Annotated in this window: 23 protein-coding genes; all 23 read left to right on the forward strand. The window is 43.3% G+C overall.

Annotated elements, in window-relative coordinates:
- The first annotated feature begins 204 nt into the window (after positions 1-204).
- The 23 genes from I2I13_RS07220 to I2I13_RS07330 all read left to right on the forward strand — a co-directional run bounded on the left by I2I13_RS07220 (position 205) and on the right by I2I13_RS07330 (position 18,699).
- The gene (locus I2I13_RS07220; RefSeq protein WP_008640077.1) at positions 205-723 is read left to right on the forward strand and encodes a hypothetical protein; all 519 of its coding nucleotides are present in this window, start codon (positions 205-207) and stop codon (positions 721-723) included.
- 364 nt (positions 724-1,087) lie between these two features.
- Positions 1,088-1,339: a hypothetical protein gene (locus I2I13_RS07225; RefSeq protein WP_195588097.1), complete on the forward strand. Its 252-nt coding sequence runs from the start codon at positions 1,088-1,090 to the stop codon at positions 1,337-1,339.
- On the forward strand, positions 1,336-1,686 hold the full coding sequence (locus I2I13_RS07230) for a hypothetical protein (protein WP_044657408.1): 351 nt from the start codon (positions 1,336-1,338) through the stop codon (positions 1,684-1,686). The genes I2I13_RS07225 and I2I13_RS07230 overlap by 4 nt, the downstream gene beginning before the upstream one ends.
- Positions 1,683-2,039: a hypothetical protein gene (locus I2I13_RS07235; protein ID WP_195588092.1), complete on the forward strand. Its 357-nt coding sequence runs from the start codon at positions 1,683-1,685 to the stop codon at positions 2,037-2,039. Before I2I13_RS07230 ends, I2I13_RS07235 begins: the two co-directional genes overlap by 4 nt.
- On the forward strand, positions 2,036-2,410 hold the full coding sequence (locus I2I13_RS07240) for a hypothetical protein (protein WP_007478412.1): 375 nt from the start codon (positions 2,036-2,038) through the stop codon (positions 2,408-2,410). Before I2I13_RS07235 ends, I2I13_RS07240 begins: the two co-directional genes overlap by 4 nt.
- Before the next feature lie 13 nt (positions 2,411-2,423).
- Positions 2,424-2,657, forward strand: coding sequence for a hypothetical protein (locus I2I13_RS07245; RefSeq protein ID WP_004303384.1), 234 nt, complete (start codon positions 2,424-2,426; stop codon positions 2,655-2,657).
- A 156-nt stretch (positions 2,658-2,813) separates the two neighbouring features.
- Entirely contained in the window at positions 2,814-3,041 is a 228-nt protein-coding gene (locus tag I2I13_RS07250) for a hypothetical protein (RefSeq protein ID WP_007478411.1), read from the forward strand.
- A 19-nt stretch (positions 3,042-3,060) separates the two neighbouring features.
- Positions 3,061-3,429, forward strand: coding sequence for a hypothetical protein (locus tag I2I13_RS07255; RefSeq protein WP_007478410.1), 369 nt, complete (start codon positions 3,061-3,063; stop codon positions 3,427-3,429).
- Between the two features lie 13 nt (positions 3,430-3,442).
- Complete coding sequence (locus I2I13_RS07260; protein WP_195588088.1) at positions 3,443-3,964, forward strand: hypothetical protein; 522 nt, start codon at positions 3,443-3,445, stop codon at positions 3,962-3,964.
- Positions 3,952-4,230, forward strand: a complete 279-nt coding sequence (locus I2I13_RS07265; RefSeq protein WP_004318191.1) for a hypothetical protein — start codon at positions 3,952-3,954, stop codon at positions 4,228-4,230. The genes I2I13_RS07260 and I2I13_RS07265 overlap by 13 nt, the downstream gene beginning before the upstream one ends.
- Before the next feature lie 4 nt (positions 4,231-4,234).
- Complete coding sequence (locus tag I2I13_RS07270) at positions 4,235-5,599, forward strand: hypothetical protein (RefSeq protein ID WP_007478408.1); 1,365 nt, start codon at positions 4,235-4,237, stop codon at positions 5,597-5,599.
- Positions 5,592-6,293: a hypothetical protein gene (locus I2I13_RS07275; RefSeq protein WP_007478407.1), complete on the forward strand. Its 702-nt coding sequence runs from the start codon at positions 5,592-5,594 to the stop codon at positions 6,291-6,293. Before I2I13_RS07270 ends, I2I13_RS07275 begins: the two co-directional genes overlap by 8 nt.
- Positions 6,277-7,227, forward strand: coding sequence for a DUF6712 family protein (locus I2I13_RS07280; protein WP_007478406.1), 951 nt, complete (start codon positions 6,277-6,279; stop codon positions 7,225-7,227). Before I2I13_RS07275 ends, I2I13_RS07280 begins: the two co-directional genes overlap by 17 nt.
- A gap of 9 nt (positions 7,228-7,236) precedes the next feature.
- Positions 7,237-8,049 (forward strand): hypothetical protein, encoded by an 813-nt coding sequence (locus tag I2I13_RS07285; protein ID WP_195588082.1) that lies wholly within the window; start codon positions 7,237-7,239, stop codon positions 8,047-8,049.
- Entirely contained in the window at positions 8,046-8,480 is a 435-nt protein-coding gene (locus I2I13_RS07290; RefSeq protein WP_007478404.1) for a lysozyme, read from the forward strand. Before I2I13_RS07285 ends, I2I13_RS07290 begins: the two co-directional genes overlap by 4 nt.
- A complete protein-coding gene (locus I2I13_RS07295) occupies positions 8,477-8,923 on the forward strand; it encodes a hypothetical protein (RefSeq protein ID WP_007478403.1) in 447 nt (148 codons plus the stop codon). The genes I2I13_RS07290 and I2I13_RS07295 overlap by 4 nt, the downstream gene beginning before the upstream one ends.
- Before the next feature lie 180 nt (positions 8,924-9,103).
- On the forward strand, positions 9,104-9,514 hold the full coding sequence (locus tag I2I13_RS07300; RefSeq protein WP_007478401.1) for a hypothetical protein: 411 nt from the start codon (positions 9,104-9,106) through the stop codon (positions 9,512-9,514).
- Positions 9,515-9,654: 140 nt separating this feature from the next.
- Positions 9,655-9,837, forward strand: a complete 183-nt coding sequence (locus tag I2I13_RS07305; RefSeq protein WP_007478400.1) for a type II toxin-antitoxin system HicA family toxin — start codon at positions 9,655-9,657, stop codon at positions 9,835-9,837.
- An 87-nt stretch (positions 9,838-9,924) separates the two neighbouring features.
- Positions 9,925-10,320 (forward strand): hypothetical protein, encoded by a 396-nt coding sequence (locus I2I13_RS07310; RefSeq protein ID WP_007478399.1) that lies wholly within the window; start codon positions 9,925-9,927, stop codon positions 10,318-10,320.
- 504 nt (positions 10,321-10,824) lie between these two features.
- Positions 10,825-15,126: a phage tail tape measure protein gene (locus tag I2I13_RS07315; RefSeq protein WP_195588080.1), complete on the forward strand. Its 4,302-nt coding sequence runs from the start codon at positions 10,825-10,827 to the stop codon at positions 15,124-15,126.
- Positions 15,127-15,135: 9 nt separating this feature from the next.
- Complete coding sequence (locus I2I13_RS07320; protein WP_008640107.1) at positions 15,136-17,289, forward strand: hypothetical protein; 2,154 nt, start codon at positions 15,136-15,138, stop codon at positions 17,287-17,289.
- A 43-nt stretch (positions 17,290-17,332) separates the two neighbouring features.
- Positions 17,333-17,545, forward strand: a complete 213-nt coding sequence (locus tag I2I13_RS07325) for a hypothetical protein (protein WP_055172961.1) — start codon at positions 17,333-17,335, stop codon at positions 17,543-17,545.
- A complete protein-coding gene (locus tag I2I13_RS07330; protein WP_055172963.1) occupies positions 17,542-18,699 on the forward strand; it encodes a hypothetical protein in 1,158 nt (385 codons plus the stop codon). The genes I2I13_RS07325 and I2I13_RS07330 overlap by 4 nt, the downstream gene beginning before the upstream one ends.
- Positions 18,700-18,702: the final 3 nt, after the last annotated feature.

An 18,702-nucleotide genomic window follows, 5' to 3' on the forward strand; every position in this document is an offset into this window, starting at 1 on the left:
TTTATGCGTTTTTACTTCATTTTTTGGGGCGTTTTTCATGAATTACCGTGTATTTTGGGGCGGTTGCCTTTCATTTTTGGGGATGATATTCTTTATAATTGTACATATTAAGTATTTTTGCAGCCGTCAAAATTACATTGCATATAACCGTCAGAACTTACGGGTGGTACAGACGAAAGTATACACTAATTTTAAGTTACTGATATGAAGAAATTATTATTAATTACCGTGTTGGCTATTTTAGTAGTAGCAGCTACAGCACAAGAAACTCGAAAAACGTTTTGTGAAATTGTTGGTACAGGGAAAGTCTTAAGTTCTAAAGTCAAAATACAAATAGACTTCGGGCAAAAAACATCTTATTTCGGAAAATACAAAACGTTTATGGTAGATGAATCCGGGAAGAAAATTGAATTTAATTCTATGGTAGACGCCATGAATTATTTAGCAAAATTTCGGTGGAAATTTGAGCAGGCGTATGTTGTTACAAATGAGAGCACGAATCAAAATGTATATCATTGGTTATTAAGTAAAGATATAGTTTCTGATGATGAAATACGAGAAGGAATTATAACACAAAAAGATTTTGAAGACATGGAGAAAGCGGCCATGGAAGATAAAGAGAATAAAAATGAAGAGGTTGAAAAGAAAGTTCCTTTATTTATGCGAAATATGAAAAAGGAAAGTGATGAAGAGGGTGAAACTCAAAAGAGATATGAACCATGAGAATAGATTAACGCTCGCCAATTCTGGCGGGCGTTTTTGTTACGAAGTAACGAATTATAGAGTCGATAAATTTTCTTTTTCCGATAAACTTTTATTAACGTTTTTTTTTTTTTGTTCAGATTTTAATACCGACATTTGCCCCTGTCAAAATTACACCGCTGGTGCGGTCCGGTGAGTCTCGGTTATTGGCTCGAATAAACAACGGGCATTTTTTATGCTCGGTATTTATCTATTTTGGATATATAAGGCGGTTGCCTTTCCCTAACTTATAACCCGATCTTCGGACGGTTTGCGGTGTAATTTTGACGAATTAGGGGAAATGGTAACCGCCTTTCCCATGTAAAATAGTCAAAATTACACCGTTATGAAAAAAGAACTTCAATCCGGCACAAGCTACGTGCCTTCGTTCCGTATTGGTAGCACGGACGTAAACACGATCCAACATCGTTATTTTCAGGAATTGGAAAAAGATTGTTCCGTAAACTCGGCTTCCGATGCTTATTATTTATCTGCTATTGCCTGGTTCTGTCTAACCTTTATCTTTCCGCCGGCTGTTATCGGTGCAGTTGTTTGTGTGTACCGGGCAAAGAAGGTACAGAAAGGAGGCCGAAAATGACATCTTATTTTATAGAGCTTAACGAATATAAGCCACAGAATCGAAAATGTGCTGAAATGGCAGAGTTTGCAAACCAGTTTGGTAATACGCTTTGCCCTGATAAAATTTCCTTCGATGCTTTTAAAACTGAACTGGAAGCAAAGGTAAAGGAGCTGAACGAGAAATACCCTAAAACAATGCCGCTGAAGATATCTTCCGGTAGCGGGTTTATTCATATAGACCAGGACACTAAAACACATAATAACGGCTGTGACAAGCCGGTAGCCTATTTTTTTATTTACCGGGTTAAAAGAATATATAGGTTTTCAGAGCGTCCCCAGATAGAAAAGAAAGGAGGTGCCGAATGATATATACTGAATATCAGCAAGTGTTACTTACCCAATTACAAAACAATGATAAAAGAATTGAGGAAATAAAGAAGGAACAGGAAGAAATACAGGGGATGTTTCTACAAGAAAGTAAATTTAAATCGGGTGATCTGGTACAGGTTGATTATAAAATAAGTAATGCTACTTTTAAAGTTCGTGGCTGGATTTTCCGGATTACATTCTGGAGGAATCGCCCGTATTATCACCTGAATTTACCCAAGAAAGACGGTTCCCGCGGATTAAGGGTTAAAAGTATATGCGACGGGGTACTGGAAAGTATAACAAGTATTTCACATATTAAATTAGAAGACTTAAAAGGAGGTACCAAATGAATACAAATAATCCTGATATCTTATTTTTCGTTAGACGTGAATACGGTGCGCCTTCCATTGAATTAAGAGCATACAAGGTGGGGAAGGTTAACAATGAGTTTGCTTTTCTCGAACTTGAACGTTTACGGTTGGTTGTTTACTCCGGTGATTTTCAGTCTGTATTACTTCATCACGAGTACGGCAAAAACAACTGTATGTATAATAGTGCTAATAATATACCGGATTTGATGAAAGACATGAAGAAGTGGCAGTTATCGCCCATTGACAGACGTAATTATGAACGGTTTAGAAAAGTCGCCCTCGGGATATACCGGCAGGCCGGAATAATTGATTTCACTACCTTAGAGACTACACCGATTAAAAACGTTTAAAGAAAGATTTGTTATGAAAGACATAGAAGTAAACGGCGCACATATAACAGATGAAAGTGCCGAAATATTGAAGCAGTGGCAAGTTAAGACGGAGCCGGTTTCCGCTTGTTACATACGAGTAATAGAGGAAACGATCGACGATTTGACCGATGAAGGGGGCGAACCTCTTTCCGCTGAAAAAATAGTAGAAAGAATCAGAACTTTACGTATGATGAAAAAAGACATCGAAAAGCTGTCTAATCCTTAATATTAATAATTTAGCATACCGGCTGAAAAGGCAGCCGTTGGGTTTAAGTCCCAGGTTAGGGTTTGTTTGTGCCGGGGTGGTTCCCGGCACTCTTTTTTATGTCCTTTTTGTCCGTGTCCGTTCTTCCCACCTTTGCAGTAACCAATCATTCAAATTATGAAAATAGGAACGGACAAATGGAAGCATTTCGGGATTAATTACGCTATATGTGCCCTGTTGGGTGATTATGGTGTTCCCTTTGCCCTGGGTGCTTCATTGGGTAAGGAATACGGGGATAAAATGTCACCCGGTAATAAATGGGACTGGAAGGATATTCTGGCAGACCTGGCCGGGATCGTGGCGGGCTATTTGACGCATGTATGTACCGTCTGGACCATAATGTAAAATTTTCAACTCTATCAATATGACGGAAACGATAATTACAGCGATTATTACGGCTCTTTGCACGGGTGGACTGACCTGGTTATTCACTCTCCGATATACCCGTAAACAGGCGGAAGCTGATGCCATGAAGTCAGTACAAGAGGTTTACCAGGAACTAATCGAGGATATGAAGAATGACCGTAAGGAGCTAAAGAACGCGTACCAGGAACAGAAAAAACGGTTTGACGAAGTGGACAACAAGTACAAGGAAGTCCTGCAGAAATGTAACGAAATGGAAAAGGCAATCAAGCAGAACGCCCGTGTAATGGACACTATGAAGCCGTTTCTTTGCGGTGTGAAGAATTGCCCGAACCGTAAATCTATCACTTTTGACACTAATAATAATTAACGACTTAATAAACATGAGACATGGAATCGTACACCTACTTATTTTTATTTGTTTTGCAGCTTGTTTTTACGGTTGTCGTTCTTCTCGCTCTGTTACACGAAAAACGGTTACAGAAGCAACTGGAGAAGAAAAACAAACAACTACTGACGGAGTTATTGAACTTGCGCGGAGAGATTCAAGCAATGAGGAGCACGTACTTGACGTTTACCGGGAAGATAGTACGCATATCCGTATCAACTACGACAGCCTCGGAAGAATTAAAGAAATTGATTTCAGCAACCGAAAAACTGAAAAAAGAACTGGAAAGAATCAAAGCAGTTCCTTCCAGGATCATAAGGAAACTACCAGTCAAGCGGAAACAGTTGTTACCCGTAAATCCGACGTTAAGCAACAAAGCCAGGAAAAAGAAAAGGTTACAAACGGGTGTAGCTTATGGACGTTCCTAAAATTCATGTTTTTCTTTCTATCCTTTTGCCTGGTCCATGATAACTGGGGCAGGATTAATAGTTTTATCCGCCGGCTATGGAAAAAATAAACCTTTATGTAGCGGTAGAACAGATGAAACGGATTACCATTTCCGGGGGAACCTTTTCTATCAAGTTCCGGAAATGGAACCGGCAGACACGGGACGGCGGCGACATGGTGATACTCACGGCCGCCCGTTTGAGGAAAAAGGCGACGGATGAAAGCATCGAAAATTCAAGCTATAAACTATTCCTGACGGACACCACAACGGGCCGGCCGCTGAATTGCTGGGAATGTTTGGTAATGGAGTTCAACGGGAAAAGAATAACGATTTAAGATTATGGAAATAAGACGAAGTGGTAACTTTGGAATTATAGATACCGGCAGTGACAAGGGCTTGATCTCTTTTTCTATCGGTGGCCGCGGTAAAGGTTGGGAACCTTCCAGCATCCAGTTAAACCGGCGGGGGGCTTTCTTTTCGCGGAAGATCAGCGTAAACGGTACTTTTATCGTTCCCATGGGTGATAATAACGACATGCCGGGCGAGGTCATGCGTTTACTGGATAAATTCTACGCCGGTGAAGGTATTATGGGTAAAATAGCCGGTTTACAGTGGGGAGAAGGCCCGCGGCTGTATGAGGATGCAATCGACGAAGACAATAACCGTTTTTACCGGCGTTGGAAACTCGATCCGGAAATAACTACCGACCTGGAGTCGTGGGATTACACGACGGTTCTTCATCGCTCACTCGTAGACTTAACACACATGCAGGGCTTTTTTATAAAGTTTGTCCGGAACCGTGCGCCGCGTGTGGGCAATCCCGGGCGTTTGGTACGGCTGGAACATATTCCCTATCAGAAGGCCCGCCTGGTATATCCCCCCGACGGCGAGGATGAACCGCAGGAAGTACTTGTGGGCGACTTTCCTTATCCTGATCCGGCTTATACTTACCGTTACCCGGTCTTTGATCCGGCCCACCCGTTCAAATATCCGGTTTCTGTGAAATACTATAATATCTATTCCTTTTGCAAGGATTTCATGAGTACGCCGCGTTTTCTGGGTGCGCTTGACTGGCTGGAGCTTGCCGGCGGTCTGGCCGCTATCCTAATCGCTTATAACGAAAACGCTTCGGCTATTTCCCTACATATCGAATCGCCGCAGTCTTACTGGGACCGCGCGGAAGCACGTATAAAACAAGTTTGCGAACGTACGGGCGAAAAATACACGGCCCAAATGCTGGAAGATTTTAAGGACGAAGCTATGGAGAAATTCGCCTCCAACATTACCGGAAGGCAGAACGCCGGGAAATACATGCACACGACTAAATTCTGGAATCCGGAAGCGAATAACTTTGAGGGCTGGACGGTGGAGCCGCTGGATAAGAAGATAAAGGATTATGTGGACGCCCAAATTAAGATATCAAATAAGGCGGACGCTGCCGCTACTTCCGGCTTCGGTCTTGATCCGGTACTTTCAAATCTGATTATAGAAAACAAGCTCTCTTCTGGATCGGAGAAATTATATAGTCTGAAAGTGTATAACGCTTCCGAAACGGCTATTCCGGACATGATCCTTTGTAAACCGTTACAGCAGTATATTAATGCCAATTTTCCGGGTACCACTACGAAAGTAGGGCTTTATCGTACCATAGTAGAAGCGGAACAGAACGTTTCACCCTCTAACCGTATGAAAGAAAATGCGTAGTCTGTTTTTCACACCAAAACCGGAAGATGTGCCGGAAGAACCGGTAAACGACCGGCAACCGGAAGAGAACCGGGCCAATGATAGCCCGGACAAGCATATAAAGGCCCGCCGGACGAAAAACGTTCATTTTGACCGGCGAGTAAAATCGGAGCTGCACCTGGAAGAGTGTTTGCCCTGGCATTTTGAGAAAGGGGCAGCTTATCACTGTATCAGTCATGGGGACGTTGACAGCCTTACTTATCTTCGTGTGATCGTGAAGCAACAACCGGTAGAATATGTTCTAATTTCTACCTGGTGTATGGCAATTACCGATGTTAAGGAGGTGGAGAAATGGCTGGAGAGAAAAGACATAGGGCACGCGGATTTTTATGTAGGTGAAATCTTTCAAGGTTCCTATGCGGATGTTTATTTATACTTAAAGAAGGTGGCGGAACGTTTTGGATCACGTGTCTGTATCTTCCGTAACCATGCTAAAGTAATGGCCGGTTTTGGTAATGCTTTTGATTTTGTAATAGAAAGCTCGGCCAATATAAACACCAATCCGCGCACGGAGCAGACCTGTATAACGATAGATACCGGGCTGGCCCGCTTTTATAAGGAGTTCTACGATGAAATAAATAATTTCACGAAAGATTTTGATAATTGGAAACCATATACACTAAAAAGAGATCGAGCAAATGACGAGGTTATTTAATAAAGGCGGTGACGGGGCCGGTGAAATAGTCCGTGTTCTGGGATTAATCGATAATGATCTTGATTTTACCAAGTGGGAACCTATCTTACCGCTGGGGATTCGGGATTTACAGGCTATCATCGGAACGGAACCCATAGACGCGGTAGATAAGTATTACCGTGAAGATCATGCGGATGTTAGGGAAACGGACAGCATGGCGGAAACTTTGCGGCTGATGCAGCAGGCGGTGGCGATGTTTACCTGGTTAAAGGTCATTCCCACTTTGGACGCACAACACGGAACGGCCGGACGTGGAAAACATCTTGGAGAGAATGAAACGGGTATGACTGCCTTACAGGAGTTCAAGGATGAAGAGAATATCCGGAACCTGGCTTATGAAGCCGTAGACGCGTTGGTGGAGCTACTGGATCGCGAAAAGTTTGATTTCTGGATAAACGGCATTAAGAAAAAGGCTATAAACCGGCTTCTTATTCAGAATAAGGAAACGTTCGATGAATATTATAATATCGGAAGTCATCGGCTTTTCCTGGTGCTTATTCCTATGATCCGGGAAGTCCAGGACGGGCAGATAATACCTGTTATCACCCGGAGCCGTTATAACAAACTGATTGAAGGCGATACCGTTTTAATGGAGAAATTGCTGGAGTATGTACGCCGCCCGCTTGCACTTCTCACCATAAAAAAGGCCGTTGAACGTTTACCGGTGGAAGTTCTGCCTAATGGAATCGTACAGGTACAGCAGAGCACAACCGTACGGGATAAATTGCGGGCGGAAAAAGAGGCCCGGCAATCGGTTGCTAACAGTCTGGAGCAGGACGCGGCGGCTTACCTGGATGTATTGCAGGATATCATTAGGGAACTGGATGCGCAGTCGGAAACGGTGGATTATTATATACCGGGTGTTACCGTACAATCCAGGGGAATAACTTTTTAATGTCCGGACATGGAGAAGTTTACATATAATAGTAAGACGGTGGAGGTCCCTTCCTGTCTGGATGAAGTCAGCGGTGAGCAGTACCGACAGTTTCTTATATTGGCGGTACTGATGAACCGCGGTACGATCAGCCCCGGACAGTTCCGCGTAAAATGGCTTTCTTACCTTCTGGGTATGAAAGCAGATTACACCATGTACCGGCGTGAGATCATCCGGGAGCTGGACGGGCAACTGGAAAAGCTGGACGGCTTTTTCTCTTATACAACCGGTAAGGAGGGCGAGCGGATCGTTACGCCCATTCTGAAAACCGGTCGTAATCTGATGCAGGATTTCGGGGGCTGGCATGGTGTCGGTGACATGCTGAACGGTCTTACTTTCGGTAACTTTTGTGATTGCCTGGATTTGTTGCAGCAAAGCAAGCAGGCAGCGGCAGAAAAGGACGAATCGACTATAAATGAAATCTTCCAGGATATCACGTTAAAGCTTTACCGGTATAAGGACCCGGAGAAGATACCGGCCGTTCCTTCCTTGCTTGCCATTCATGCGGTAAACTTCTTTTCCGCTGTTTGGGAAATGGTTCTTTCCGGACCGGTTTATATCGGTGGTGAAGCTATCGACTTTCGGATATTGTTTCAGAAGCTGGCATCCGAGGACCGGAAGGCGGACGATAAAACCGGCTGGACCGGGATAGTCTTTGAGGTGGCGGCTTCCGGTGTATTCGGTAATAAAAAGGAGGTGGACGATACGCCCTTCTGGGATGTATTGCTTTATCTGTATAAATGTAAATTTGAGTATTTGTACCAAAAACGTAACAAGAAATGAGAACGACAACAAGAACAAAAAACAAGATCAAGAAATTTGAAGGGTTACGCCTGAAAGCGTATGTATGTGCCGCGGGAGTATGTACGATCGGTTACGGTCATACGGCCGGTGTAAAACCGGGTGATGTTATCACCGAGGCCCAGGCCGATGCTTTCTTTGAATCGGATATCAGGGCGGTAGAAAACCAGGTAAACGCGCTTCCCCTTGATTTGGGACAGTACCAGTTTGACGCGGTAGTAAGCTTTTGCTTTAATGTAGGTATCGGAAAATTAAAGAAATCAACGCTTTATAAGAAGATCAGAGCAGATGCGTATGATTCATCCATACCGGCAGAGTTTAAAAAGTGGATATACGGAGGCGGTAAGATTCTTCCGGGGCTTGTTACCCGCCGTGAATGGGAGGCAAAACGTTATCAGGGATTGACAATATGATAGATATAAAGGTTTACCGTGAATACTGGGAAGGCGTGCAAAAACGTATTCCTGAAATAAAGAAGGTGCTACCCGTTACCATTGACGAGGAAATGAGTAAGACGATACAGGGGCTATCAAAAGAAGAATGTCCGGTGCTCTTTATTCTGATCCCGTCGGGAACGGGTGCCAGCCTTTCGGCTGATAATGTGAGGGAAAATAATTTATGCGTTATTTTCCTTATGAGCAAGTACGATCCCCAACGTAAAGGGGCTTATGAGACTATCGAAGAGGTGCAGCCGGTTATGGAGCGTATCAAACAAATGCTGATAGAAGATTCTGCCACTGGTTGCCCTGTCACTAAGGAACTGGATTTAACCAGCCTTTCCACTCTTCCGGAATCCGGCTTTTACAGGACGTTTGCAGGGTGGAGCCTGGCTTTCTCATTTAAAACAAGATGCTAATGGATGCTTTTGCGTGGTTCTGGTTAGCTGTTATAATATGTATTATTACAATAGGTGTAAATGGTACATTATGTACCTATTGGAGATATAAATATACCTCTAACAAGAAAAATGAAACTGTTAAGGACGAACCCGGGGAAAGGCACATTATTACCGGATTTTCAAAAAATGAATAACTGAATGGCCGAGAATTTTAAAACGGATTTCTTTACCGACCGGATCGGGCGTGGAATACAGGACATATTTCAAGCCCAACTGGATATCGCTACCAAACGGATTTACCAGAAAGGCCGTGAGCGTAGGAAAGTACAGGGAACCGGGGAGATCATACAAGGGCGATCCGGTGCATTAATGGCCGCACTACAGAACCCGAATTATTCGGTCATTCCGGACGGCGAAGGAGTAATCGCACATTCTAACCTTCCATTATATACCCGCTTCCTGGATATGAAGAAACACGGTAATTACCAGATTTATAACCGGCAGATATACGGGATTCTATATCATGACACACTCGGGAAGATTAAATATGAATATCAGGATTATGTAAGGGAAAGGGTAAAGGAAATGTTTGTCAGTTCGCTAAAGTAAGTGTGTTGTTATCTTCCAAAGTTCATTCTTTATATTACGATGTTAAAATATAGCAAATTCGCAATAAATGTATTTGTATTATTTGCATGGTTATTGCAAATTTGCTATATTTGCACTGTATTTAAAAGTTCTTTTATTTTATGAAGTACAATCAACTTTACGCCGAATTAAAGGCGGCAGGTTGTTACGTTGTGAGACATGGCGGAGAACACGATGTTTGGTTCAGTCCCAAGACTGGCAAAAAGTTTTCGATACCCCGTCACGGGTCTAAAGAGGTTTCTCTTCACATAGAACGTAACGCAAGAAAAGTGCTGGGGATTTAATCCCCGCACTTCTTTACTTCATAATTTAAGACTTTTAGGTGCGATAGTGGCAGGTAATATTGCCTGCCACATTTAAAAATAAATAGTATGAAAGTGAATGTTTTGTTTGAACGTGCGAAAGACGGTTATTATTCCTGTTTTATGGAAGAAGAGTTACCGGATTTTGGATTGGCCGGCTACGGAGATACAGCGGAAGCGGCTAAGGCTGATTTTCTGAAATCATACGAGGAAATAAAAGAGATGTTAGCGGAAGAAGGCAAGGAGGTTCCAGTATTGGAATTTTCTTATAAATATGATCTACAATCATTCTTTAATTATTTTTCATTTCTCAATATTTCAAAGATAGCAGAGGTTGCTGGTATAAATCCGTCTCTTATGCGTCAGTATGCGTCCGGAGTGGCGAATGTCGGTGAAAAACAGTATGATAAAATAAGGATAGCAATAAAGAAAATAGGAAATGAATTAGTTTCCGCTCAATTTTGATAATACAACCTGTTATAAGGTTTCTATTATACTTCATAAAAAAGAACTTAATACACCCGATGTATTATTTCGTGAGAAATGATATATCAATTAAGCCCGGCCCAATTCGGGCGGGCTTATTTCCAATTATTTATTACTTGTATCTTATAGTAATTATATGACATATGAAGATATTTTATTTCTGATCGGCTTTTTCCTGGTAATAGCTTTTTTCGTAGGATGTAAGCATAAACCGGCTACTTTATCCGGGTGGCTTGCTTTTGCCTTTCTTTCCTTTATCGTGACGCCTCTTATATCAGTACCTTTAACTTGGTACGTTTGCCGGATGTTTGATCAGGCAACAATTAAGGATAAAGGATATTTTGATCCTTCGGATTTTACATTTAAGAGATAAAATACTTTCTTCTTAGTATAATAAGCCTGTAGAATGGTTCTACGGGCTTTTTTTATGTCCTTTTCCGCCACTTTACACCAGGATAATTTTGCCTTATAAAATTTACTCTTATGGCAAAATTAAAACCTGACTATATCGAATGGGTGTTAACCCTGAACGCCTCCGATGCGCAGAAGGAAATACATAATCTTTCAGAAAAGAACAAGGAGCTCCGGGATAGCAATAAGGAGATAAAAAAGGCTATGACCGATTTAATTGCCACCGGGAAAGCTGGCGGTAAACAATGGAAAAGGCTTGATGAGCAACTGAAAGAAAATAATAAGACGATCGGCGAGAATAACAAGAAGATTGCCGAATGTGAGAAACGGCTGGATAAAACCACCATGAGTGCCAACCAGCTGGCAAGGAAGGCAAACGCCTTGCGGAAAGAGCTTCGCGATACGGTGAAATCCTTGCAGCCGGAAAAATATGCCGCCCTGGAGAAGGAACTGAAAGAAGTTGAGAAAGCATACGGGCAGGCCACGAAAAAGGCGGAAGGTTTCGGCGGTTCCCTTCTTTCCCTGAATAAGATAAAAACGGTTCTGGCCGGTGTGTTTGTCACTATCGGCGCAATGATAACCGGACAGATTGTCGGCGGGCTAAGGGATGCGATCAGTACTATTATAGAGTTCGAGAAGAAAAACAGTACTTTGGCCGCTATTCTGGGAACCACGAAAAAGAGTATCAAGGATTTAACAGATGAAGCGCGCCGGCTGGGTGCTACTACTTCTTATACGGCCGCACAGGTAACGGAACTTCAGATAGAGCTTGCCAAGCTGGGATTTTTTAAAGAGGATATTAAAGCGATGACGCCTTCCGTGCTGAAATTCGCTAAGGCTGTGGACACTGATCTTGCCTCGGCTGCTACGCTTGCCGGTGCAACATTGCGTATTTTCAACCTTGATGCGGAAGATACGGAACGGGCACTTTCTACCATGGCAATAGGTACAACGTCTTCGGCCCTGAATTTTGAATACCTGAATAGTGCAATGTCTACCGTCGGCCCGGTTGCTAATTCTTTCGGATTCACAATCGAGGAAACGACCGCCCTTTTGGGAGCTTTGGCAAACAGCGGTTTCGACGCTTCATCGGCAGCGACGGCAACACGTAATATTTTGCTTAACCTGGCTGACAGTAGCGGCAAACTCGCGCTTGCTCTTGGCGGTCCGGTTAACAACCTGGATGATTTGGTAAAGGGACTTAAAAAACTAAACAGCGAAGGAATAGACTTGAACAAGGCCCTTGAACTGACCGATAAACGTTCCGTTGCAGCGTTTAACACTTTCCTTAACGGTACCGATACCGTGCTGGCACTTTGCGATGCGGTAACAGGTGCGGAAGACGCCTTTAATGCTATGTCCGAAGAAATGGGTGATAACGTTCAGGGTGCATTAAACCGGCTAAGTTCAACTATTGAAGGGGTAGTTTTACGTTTCTATGAATCAAAGGGTATTCTCCGGGATTTAATAGACCTTGTTACGCTTATGGTGGAAGGTGTGGGTGGTATGATCGACATGTTTAATAAATGGGGTGTTGTCACTTATACCGTTACCGCTTATTTGGTTTCTTACTATGGAGGACTGAAAATCGCTACCATATGGCACGCCCGTTTTAAAACGGCGACCTTTGCTTCGGTCGTTGCAGAGAAAGCGCACGCCGTACAGCTTTATATCAGCCGGGCGGCTACTCTGGCTTATGCGGCGGCCCAGGCATTGCTGCACCTGAATATTAAAAGATGTACCGCCGCCCTTCGGTTAATGAGGATCGAACTTTTGAAGAATCCATATACGGCCCTGCTCGCGTTACTCGTGGCAGCCGGTGTTGCTATCTACCAGCTTGCAAAGAAGACGGAACAGGCTTCGGCGGCGATGAAGGCCCACCAGGAAGTCGTAAAGAAAGTAAATGAAGAATATTCCAGCCAGGAAGCAAAAATAAAAACTCTTGTGGCTGCTATCAATGATGAGAACCTTTCCAACTACACCCGTAAACAAAGGCTCGCAGAATTAAAAGAACTGATACCGGATTATAATGCGGAATTGAATGAAGAAGGCAGGCTCATAAACAACAACAAGGAGGCCATAGATCAATATTTAGTTTCCTTGGAAAAACAAATCAAGTTGAAAGCTTACCAGGAGGAACTGGAAGAATTGTACAAGAAAAAAAGGAATCTTGAAAGCCAGGAATCAGAGCAAAGCGACGCTTACTGGGACACCCGCCAGCAAAATACATTGTCAGGATATAACCGGAACAGTCTTACCGCTAAAATAAGCCGTTTATTTGGTACGGAAAAAGAGGCTAACCAGTTGAAAACCCTACAGACAACACAGAAGGATTTGGCCAGTATAGAATCAGCAATCGCCCAGATCAATAATGATATTTTAAAAACAGAGGCGACAGCCACTTCATTAACCGGAACCAATAAAGAAAATATAAATACTGAAACATCCCTCATAAAGAAACTGGAGGCAGAAAAGAAAAAGGTTCAAGAACAGTGGGCAGAAGACAGCGAAGCGAATATCGCCAAGAAAAACAAGGAAATAGAACGTATCGACACCGAAATAAAACGTTTAAACGAACTGGGGAAGGTCAAAAAGAAGGCGGAAGCCGGGGAGTATAAAAATACGGAAACGGACGCCACGTTAAAACCTCTGGAGATCGAGCACGAAAAACGTATGCTTCTAATCAAACAGAACCGGGAGAAGGAAAATAAGACGGAAGCCCAGTATATTCTCGAAGGAACGGCGGAAAACCTTCGCTATTACCGGGAACGTATCGACGCACTCCAGAAGCTGGAAGCAAAGACACCGGCCCAGAAGAAGAAGTTACTCGATGAAATCCACAAGCTCGAAACAGAAGCACAGACGGCCATTTTTACGGAAACCGGCAAGCAGGAGGACGCCCGTATAAAACTGGTACAGGAGAAACGGGATGAACGGTTAAAGATTGAAACCGCCTATTACAATGTCCAGAAGGACACCATGGAAAAAGCGGTATTAAACCAAAGTATCACGCAGGAAGCCGCCGACGCCTATATGCTGGAAGTTGAAGCGGAGCACGCCGCAGAACTCCTGGAGATAAACCGTACTTATCTGGATGATGTAAACGCCTTGGAGATCACCAGTAAACAAAAACGTATAGATACCGTTACGGAAGCGGCCGACGCCGTGCGTGAAACCGAAATGCAGCTACTACGTGACCAGGCGGCCATTGCTCAAAAAGTACGTGAAATAACTTCCGTTCCGGTAGGAATAACCGGTATGCAGGAGGCACACCGGAAGCAGGTTCAGGATGTAGAAACGACTTATAATGCCATAATTGAGATAGCAAGACAGGCGGGGATTTCTACCGTTGGTTTGGAGAAGCAGAAACAACAGGAAATTAGCCAGCTTGAATTTGACTACCAGAATAGTTTATACCAGATTCAATCCCAGATCGGCGTATCATGGGCACAGGAATACCAGAATGAACTGGCCCTGTTAAAGAATCTGCACGATCAGGAATTAATAGATGAAAAGACATACCAGCGTAAAAAGCTGCAAATGCAGATGAATAACGCTAAAAAATACTTTGATTATTATTCTGGTCTTTCCTCTTCCATGGTGGAAGCCATTCAACAAGCCGAAATCGACCAGGTGGAAGCAAAATACGATGTTCTCATACAGGAAGCCGAGAACAACGGTGAAGATACTGCCGCCCTGGAAGAAGAGAAGGAAAATAAGAAACTGGAGATTCAAAAGAAGTACGCGGATGTAAACTTTGCTATCAAGTGTTCCCAGATCATAGCAGATACGGCCGTTTCGATTATGAAGGCGTACGCGGACCTCGGACCGATCGCCGGAACCGTTGCTGCAGTAATGCTTGCGGCTACCGGTGTGGCCCAGCTTGCATCGGCCAAAGCAGAACGGGACAGGATTAAAAACATGTCCTTGAAAAACACCACCGGCAGCAAGACTGCCACGGCTGAACGTGTTGTTTCCGGTTCTTCCGGTGGTGGATATTCGGAAGGCGGTTACACCGGTCCCGGCGGACGCTATGAAGTGGCCGGCGTAGTTCATAAGGGAGAATATGTGGTACCACAGCCGGAAATGAATAATCCTAAAGTAATTGACGCTGTTAGCACTATCGAAGCGATCAGGCGGCAGCGTACCAATGCGAACCCGTTGCCACAGAATCCGGGTGAATATGCGGAAGGCGGTTACGTTACCTCTTATGCAGGGGATTCTTCCTACTGGGAGTTCCTGGAAGCGGCAAAGGAGCTGCGCGCCTCCTGTGAGGCTATCAAATTGATAAAGGCCTATATCGTTTATCAGGATTTGGAGAAGGCCAAAGAAACTATAGATAACGCCCGCGACACCTTTACACGCGGAAAATAAGTAATCATTATGCTAAAGATAAAGACGAACAAAGGTTATCTGGATTTAGGGGGAGACTTTACCGTACAGATTGATGAAAAATCCCCTGTCATGAACGACCGGGGATCGCAAACCGTACCGGTTACGGTTCCATGTACCGGCAACAATGCTAAAATAACCGGTTTTGCTCACCGTCTCGACATGGGTATAAAGCCGATGAATGAAGATCAGGCATGTACGGTATTGGACGGAGCATATAAACGTACCGGGAAGATAAATATTGTTTCCGCCGGTAAAAAAGAAGGTATTACCCTTAACATCGGCTTTGACAATTCGGAAGCCTACAGCGCATGGAAAGCAAAAAAATTAAATGCTATTACATTACCAGTGAAGGAGTATAGCAGCGTTAATTCTCTTTGCGCACATTTGCAACAAGTTTTAGGAGGTTATCAGACTGATTATGCCGTATTTCAGATTATGACCGGTAACGATTCGAAAGATAATCAGTTTTACCCTAAATACTTGAACTATATCACACCTGTATCAGAAGGAAGCAAAGTTTATCGGTTACGTTATCAAGCAAGAACAGAAACTTTTTTAGTAAATGGAACTCCGACTGCAGTAACACTTCCGGAAGGTTACGGCGTGACAGCCTTTTTATATGTATGGCGTGTACTGGAACTTGTTTTTTCCGAATTTGGATATACAATAATGGAAAATCCTTTTAAAACAGATAAACAACTTTATAACTTGGTAATATTGAATAATGCGGCCGACTGTTGTGTTAAAGGAAAACTTTCTTACGCGGATTTGATGCCGGATTGTACGGTCGAGGACTTTTTAAACGCCCTTTATGTGCGTTTCGGACTGGTTTATAATGTTTCTTCCGATACGAAAACGGCCACTTTAAGACTGATCCGGGATATTGTGGATGATGTTCCGGACATTGATTTATCCCGTAGCCTGACAGACGAACCTTTAATAACTTATGAAACGGCCCGGCAAATGAAGTTATCGGCCAAAACTTCCTTTACCGGTGCGGCCCCCTCTGTTGAAAGACTTGAAGATTACTTGAAAGATCAGAAAGTCGCAAGGTTAACTAAAGTTGATGTATCTAAAAGGGTGATACATCTAAATTATGAGGAAACAACAGGACGGTGGTTTAAATGGGATGAAGATAATAACCGCCTTACTTATTCTTCATCGAGTTTCTTTTCCTGGGATCGGAAAACCGACAATATCGAAGATAACGAATTAACCAGCGACGACGAATGCGTTCCCATGGATTTTGCCCCGAATGATATTCTTTCCCCTCAATATCTTGCTGATTACGTGCACCGTTACACGTATCTTAAAACTTCCTCTAATAATAACGATGAAGACTCGGAGAAGGTGGAAACACCGTTATCCTTCGTGTTTGCGTTTACGTCTTCCCAAAATAGTAAATATCCTTTCGGTTCTGTGTTACCTTACACCTCTGACGCCGAAGAGGTTATATTAAGAGACGGAAGCAAGCATACAATGTCGCTATTTTTTCAATATGATAATGGCCTGTTTTTTAACTTCTGGAGGAAATACGACGCTATATTAAGACATTCATTCAATAAGATAGAGGCAAACGTTTTGTTACCGGTTCACCGGCTTACGGGTATGGATATCTTAACACCGGTAATACTTCGAGGACAATATTTACTTTTTGACGGGCTTTCTTATTCTCTTCCGGCAAATAAGATTGTACCCGTTGATCTGACATTAAGAACACTCCGGTTGATTGGTCCGTACGATTTGGATAAGGAACAGGAAACACCCGTTTTTGGTTCCAGGCTTTTTACGTGGGAATTTATAAGTTCAAATATAGAAACAGCCAAAGAAAATGAAAGGAACAGGATTTTACAACAGGCGAGGGATGAATGGAACAAAAGGCCGACCGCTGTGAACGAAATGAAATCAATAACTTACTCGCTTGACGGATATACAACTCGTAATGATGATAAATACTTGGTTGAAAACTATCCCCAGGAAGCGGGAATTACATTACAAAGGAACTATAAATGTAAAGCGACAGCAATAATAAGTATTTACTACGAGCCTGGAAGTTTTACTCCCGGTACATATCGGGATGTTACGTATGAATCCGAATTTGAATATACAGATACTTTTGTTTCTGTTGTCTATTCCGGTTAATCCCGTCCTTTATTCTTCCTTTGATAAACCCAACTTTTGCACCATGGAAAAGCAGAATAACATCGTACTTGCCCCGTGCGCCACACAGGTAACGGAGCTTTATAATTTATGGAGGGAAAACCATACGGGCCGGCTTACGGACTTTTATAAGTTTATGGTAAACCCTTCGGCTGCCAGGGATCGCTTTATATCCTCTCTGGAGGCGCAGCATGAGTTAATCGGAAGTTTTATCGTAACCAAAACAGCAATACAATGAGTGCCAGCGACGAAGCTTTAAAGGTGAACATATATCCGACGGGAAATGCCTTTACGCGTAATCCTATTTTTCTGTCTGTATCATCCTATTCTATGGCAACATACAGTATCAGAATGAATAATGAGGAAATTTTCAAAGGAAACGGAATCGGGGAATTTCGTGTTAATATAGCCGAGATTGTCGAAACCGGAATAGCAAGTACACCGATTTTACCGGATAATACGGAGCCTCTGCTTGCCGTTTCCGGTTTGTCGGCCAAAGTAACTATACATGTGGTTAATGAGGGGGAAGAAGAATATAACCTGTCTTTTACAGCCTGGAAAGGGGGAATTTCCAAGAAAGAGTTTAAACGTCTTCGAAATATGGGGACTGATATATTTTCTTTGAAGTTCTTGAATGAATCCTGCAATTTCTTTTTTACCACCCGGAGCAATGACTGGCGTATAACGATGCGCGAGACGGAACTTTACCCGCTCTGTTTCATCTATCCGGGACACGAACTGAAAATAACGGAACTTCTTACCGGTCAAAGCCTTGCAGTACCAGGTACGGCAGGGAATTTCTACGCCTTGAACCTGGAGGCCGTAAGACTTAAATTCTTTACCGATTACGGGGTACTGGCTAACCTTTTTGACGTGTATAGCGGTGATACGTTTGCTCTCCGGATCGGGATCGAACAAAGCCCGACGGTTCGCGAGCGTTACCGGCTCCGGTTCCTGAACAGTTACGGGACTTACGAAGTGTTTTCCCTGGAAGGCGAGGCAAGCGTAACTCCCGGCATGGATGAAGACGAAGACGCTGTTTTCCGGCGTTACGATGAAATTACCGATGATTATTATTCGGATCGCATACGGACGGAGATACAGGAAGCTGTAACGATTAAGACGGGATTCAAACGCCCGCAGGAAATACGTTTTCTTCTTGATCTGCTTTCCTCTGATGATGTTTACCTGGCAGGTTACGGCCGGGAAGAAATAAAAGTCATTCCTTCGGCGGAAGAGTTTTCTTACCGTGTCCGTCCGGACGCACCGCAGAACGTGACGTTAAAACTCATGTTTGCCGACAAAGAGTCCAACTGGACGGGAGAAATTACGGAAAGCGGCTACCGGAAACCGAGGGTTCATTCCAAAGAGTTTAGTAAACAATTTAATTAATGT

The organism is Bacteroides sp. D55t1_190419_B8 (assembly GCF_015558905.1).
Taxonomy (GTDB): Bacteria; Bacteroidota; Bacteroidia; order Bacteroidales; family Bacteroidaceae; genus Bacteroides; species Bacteroides vicugnae.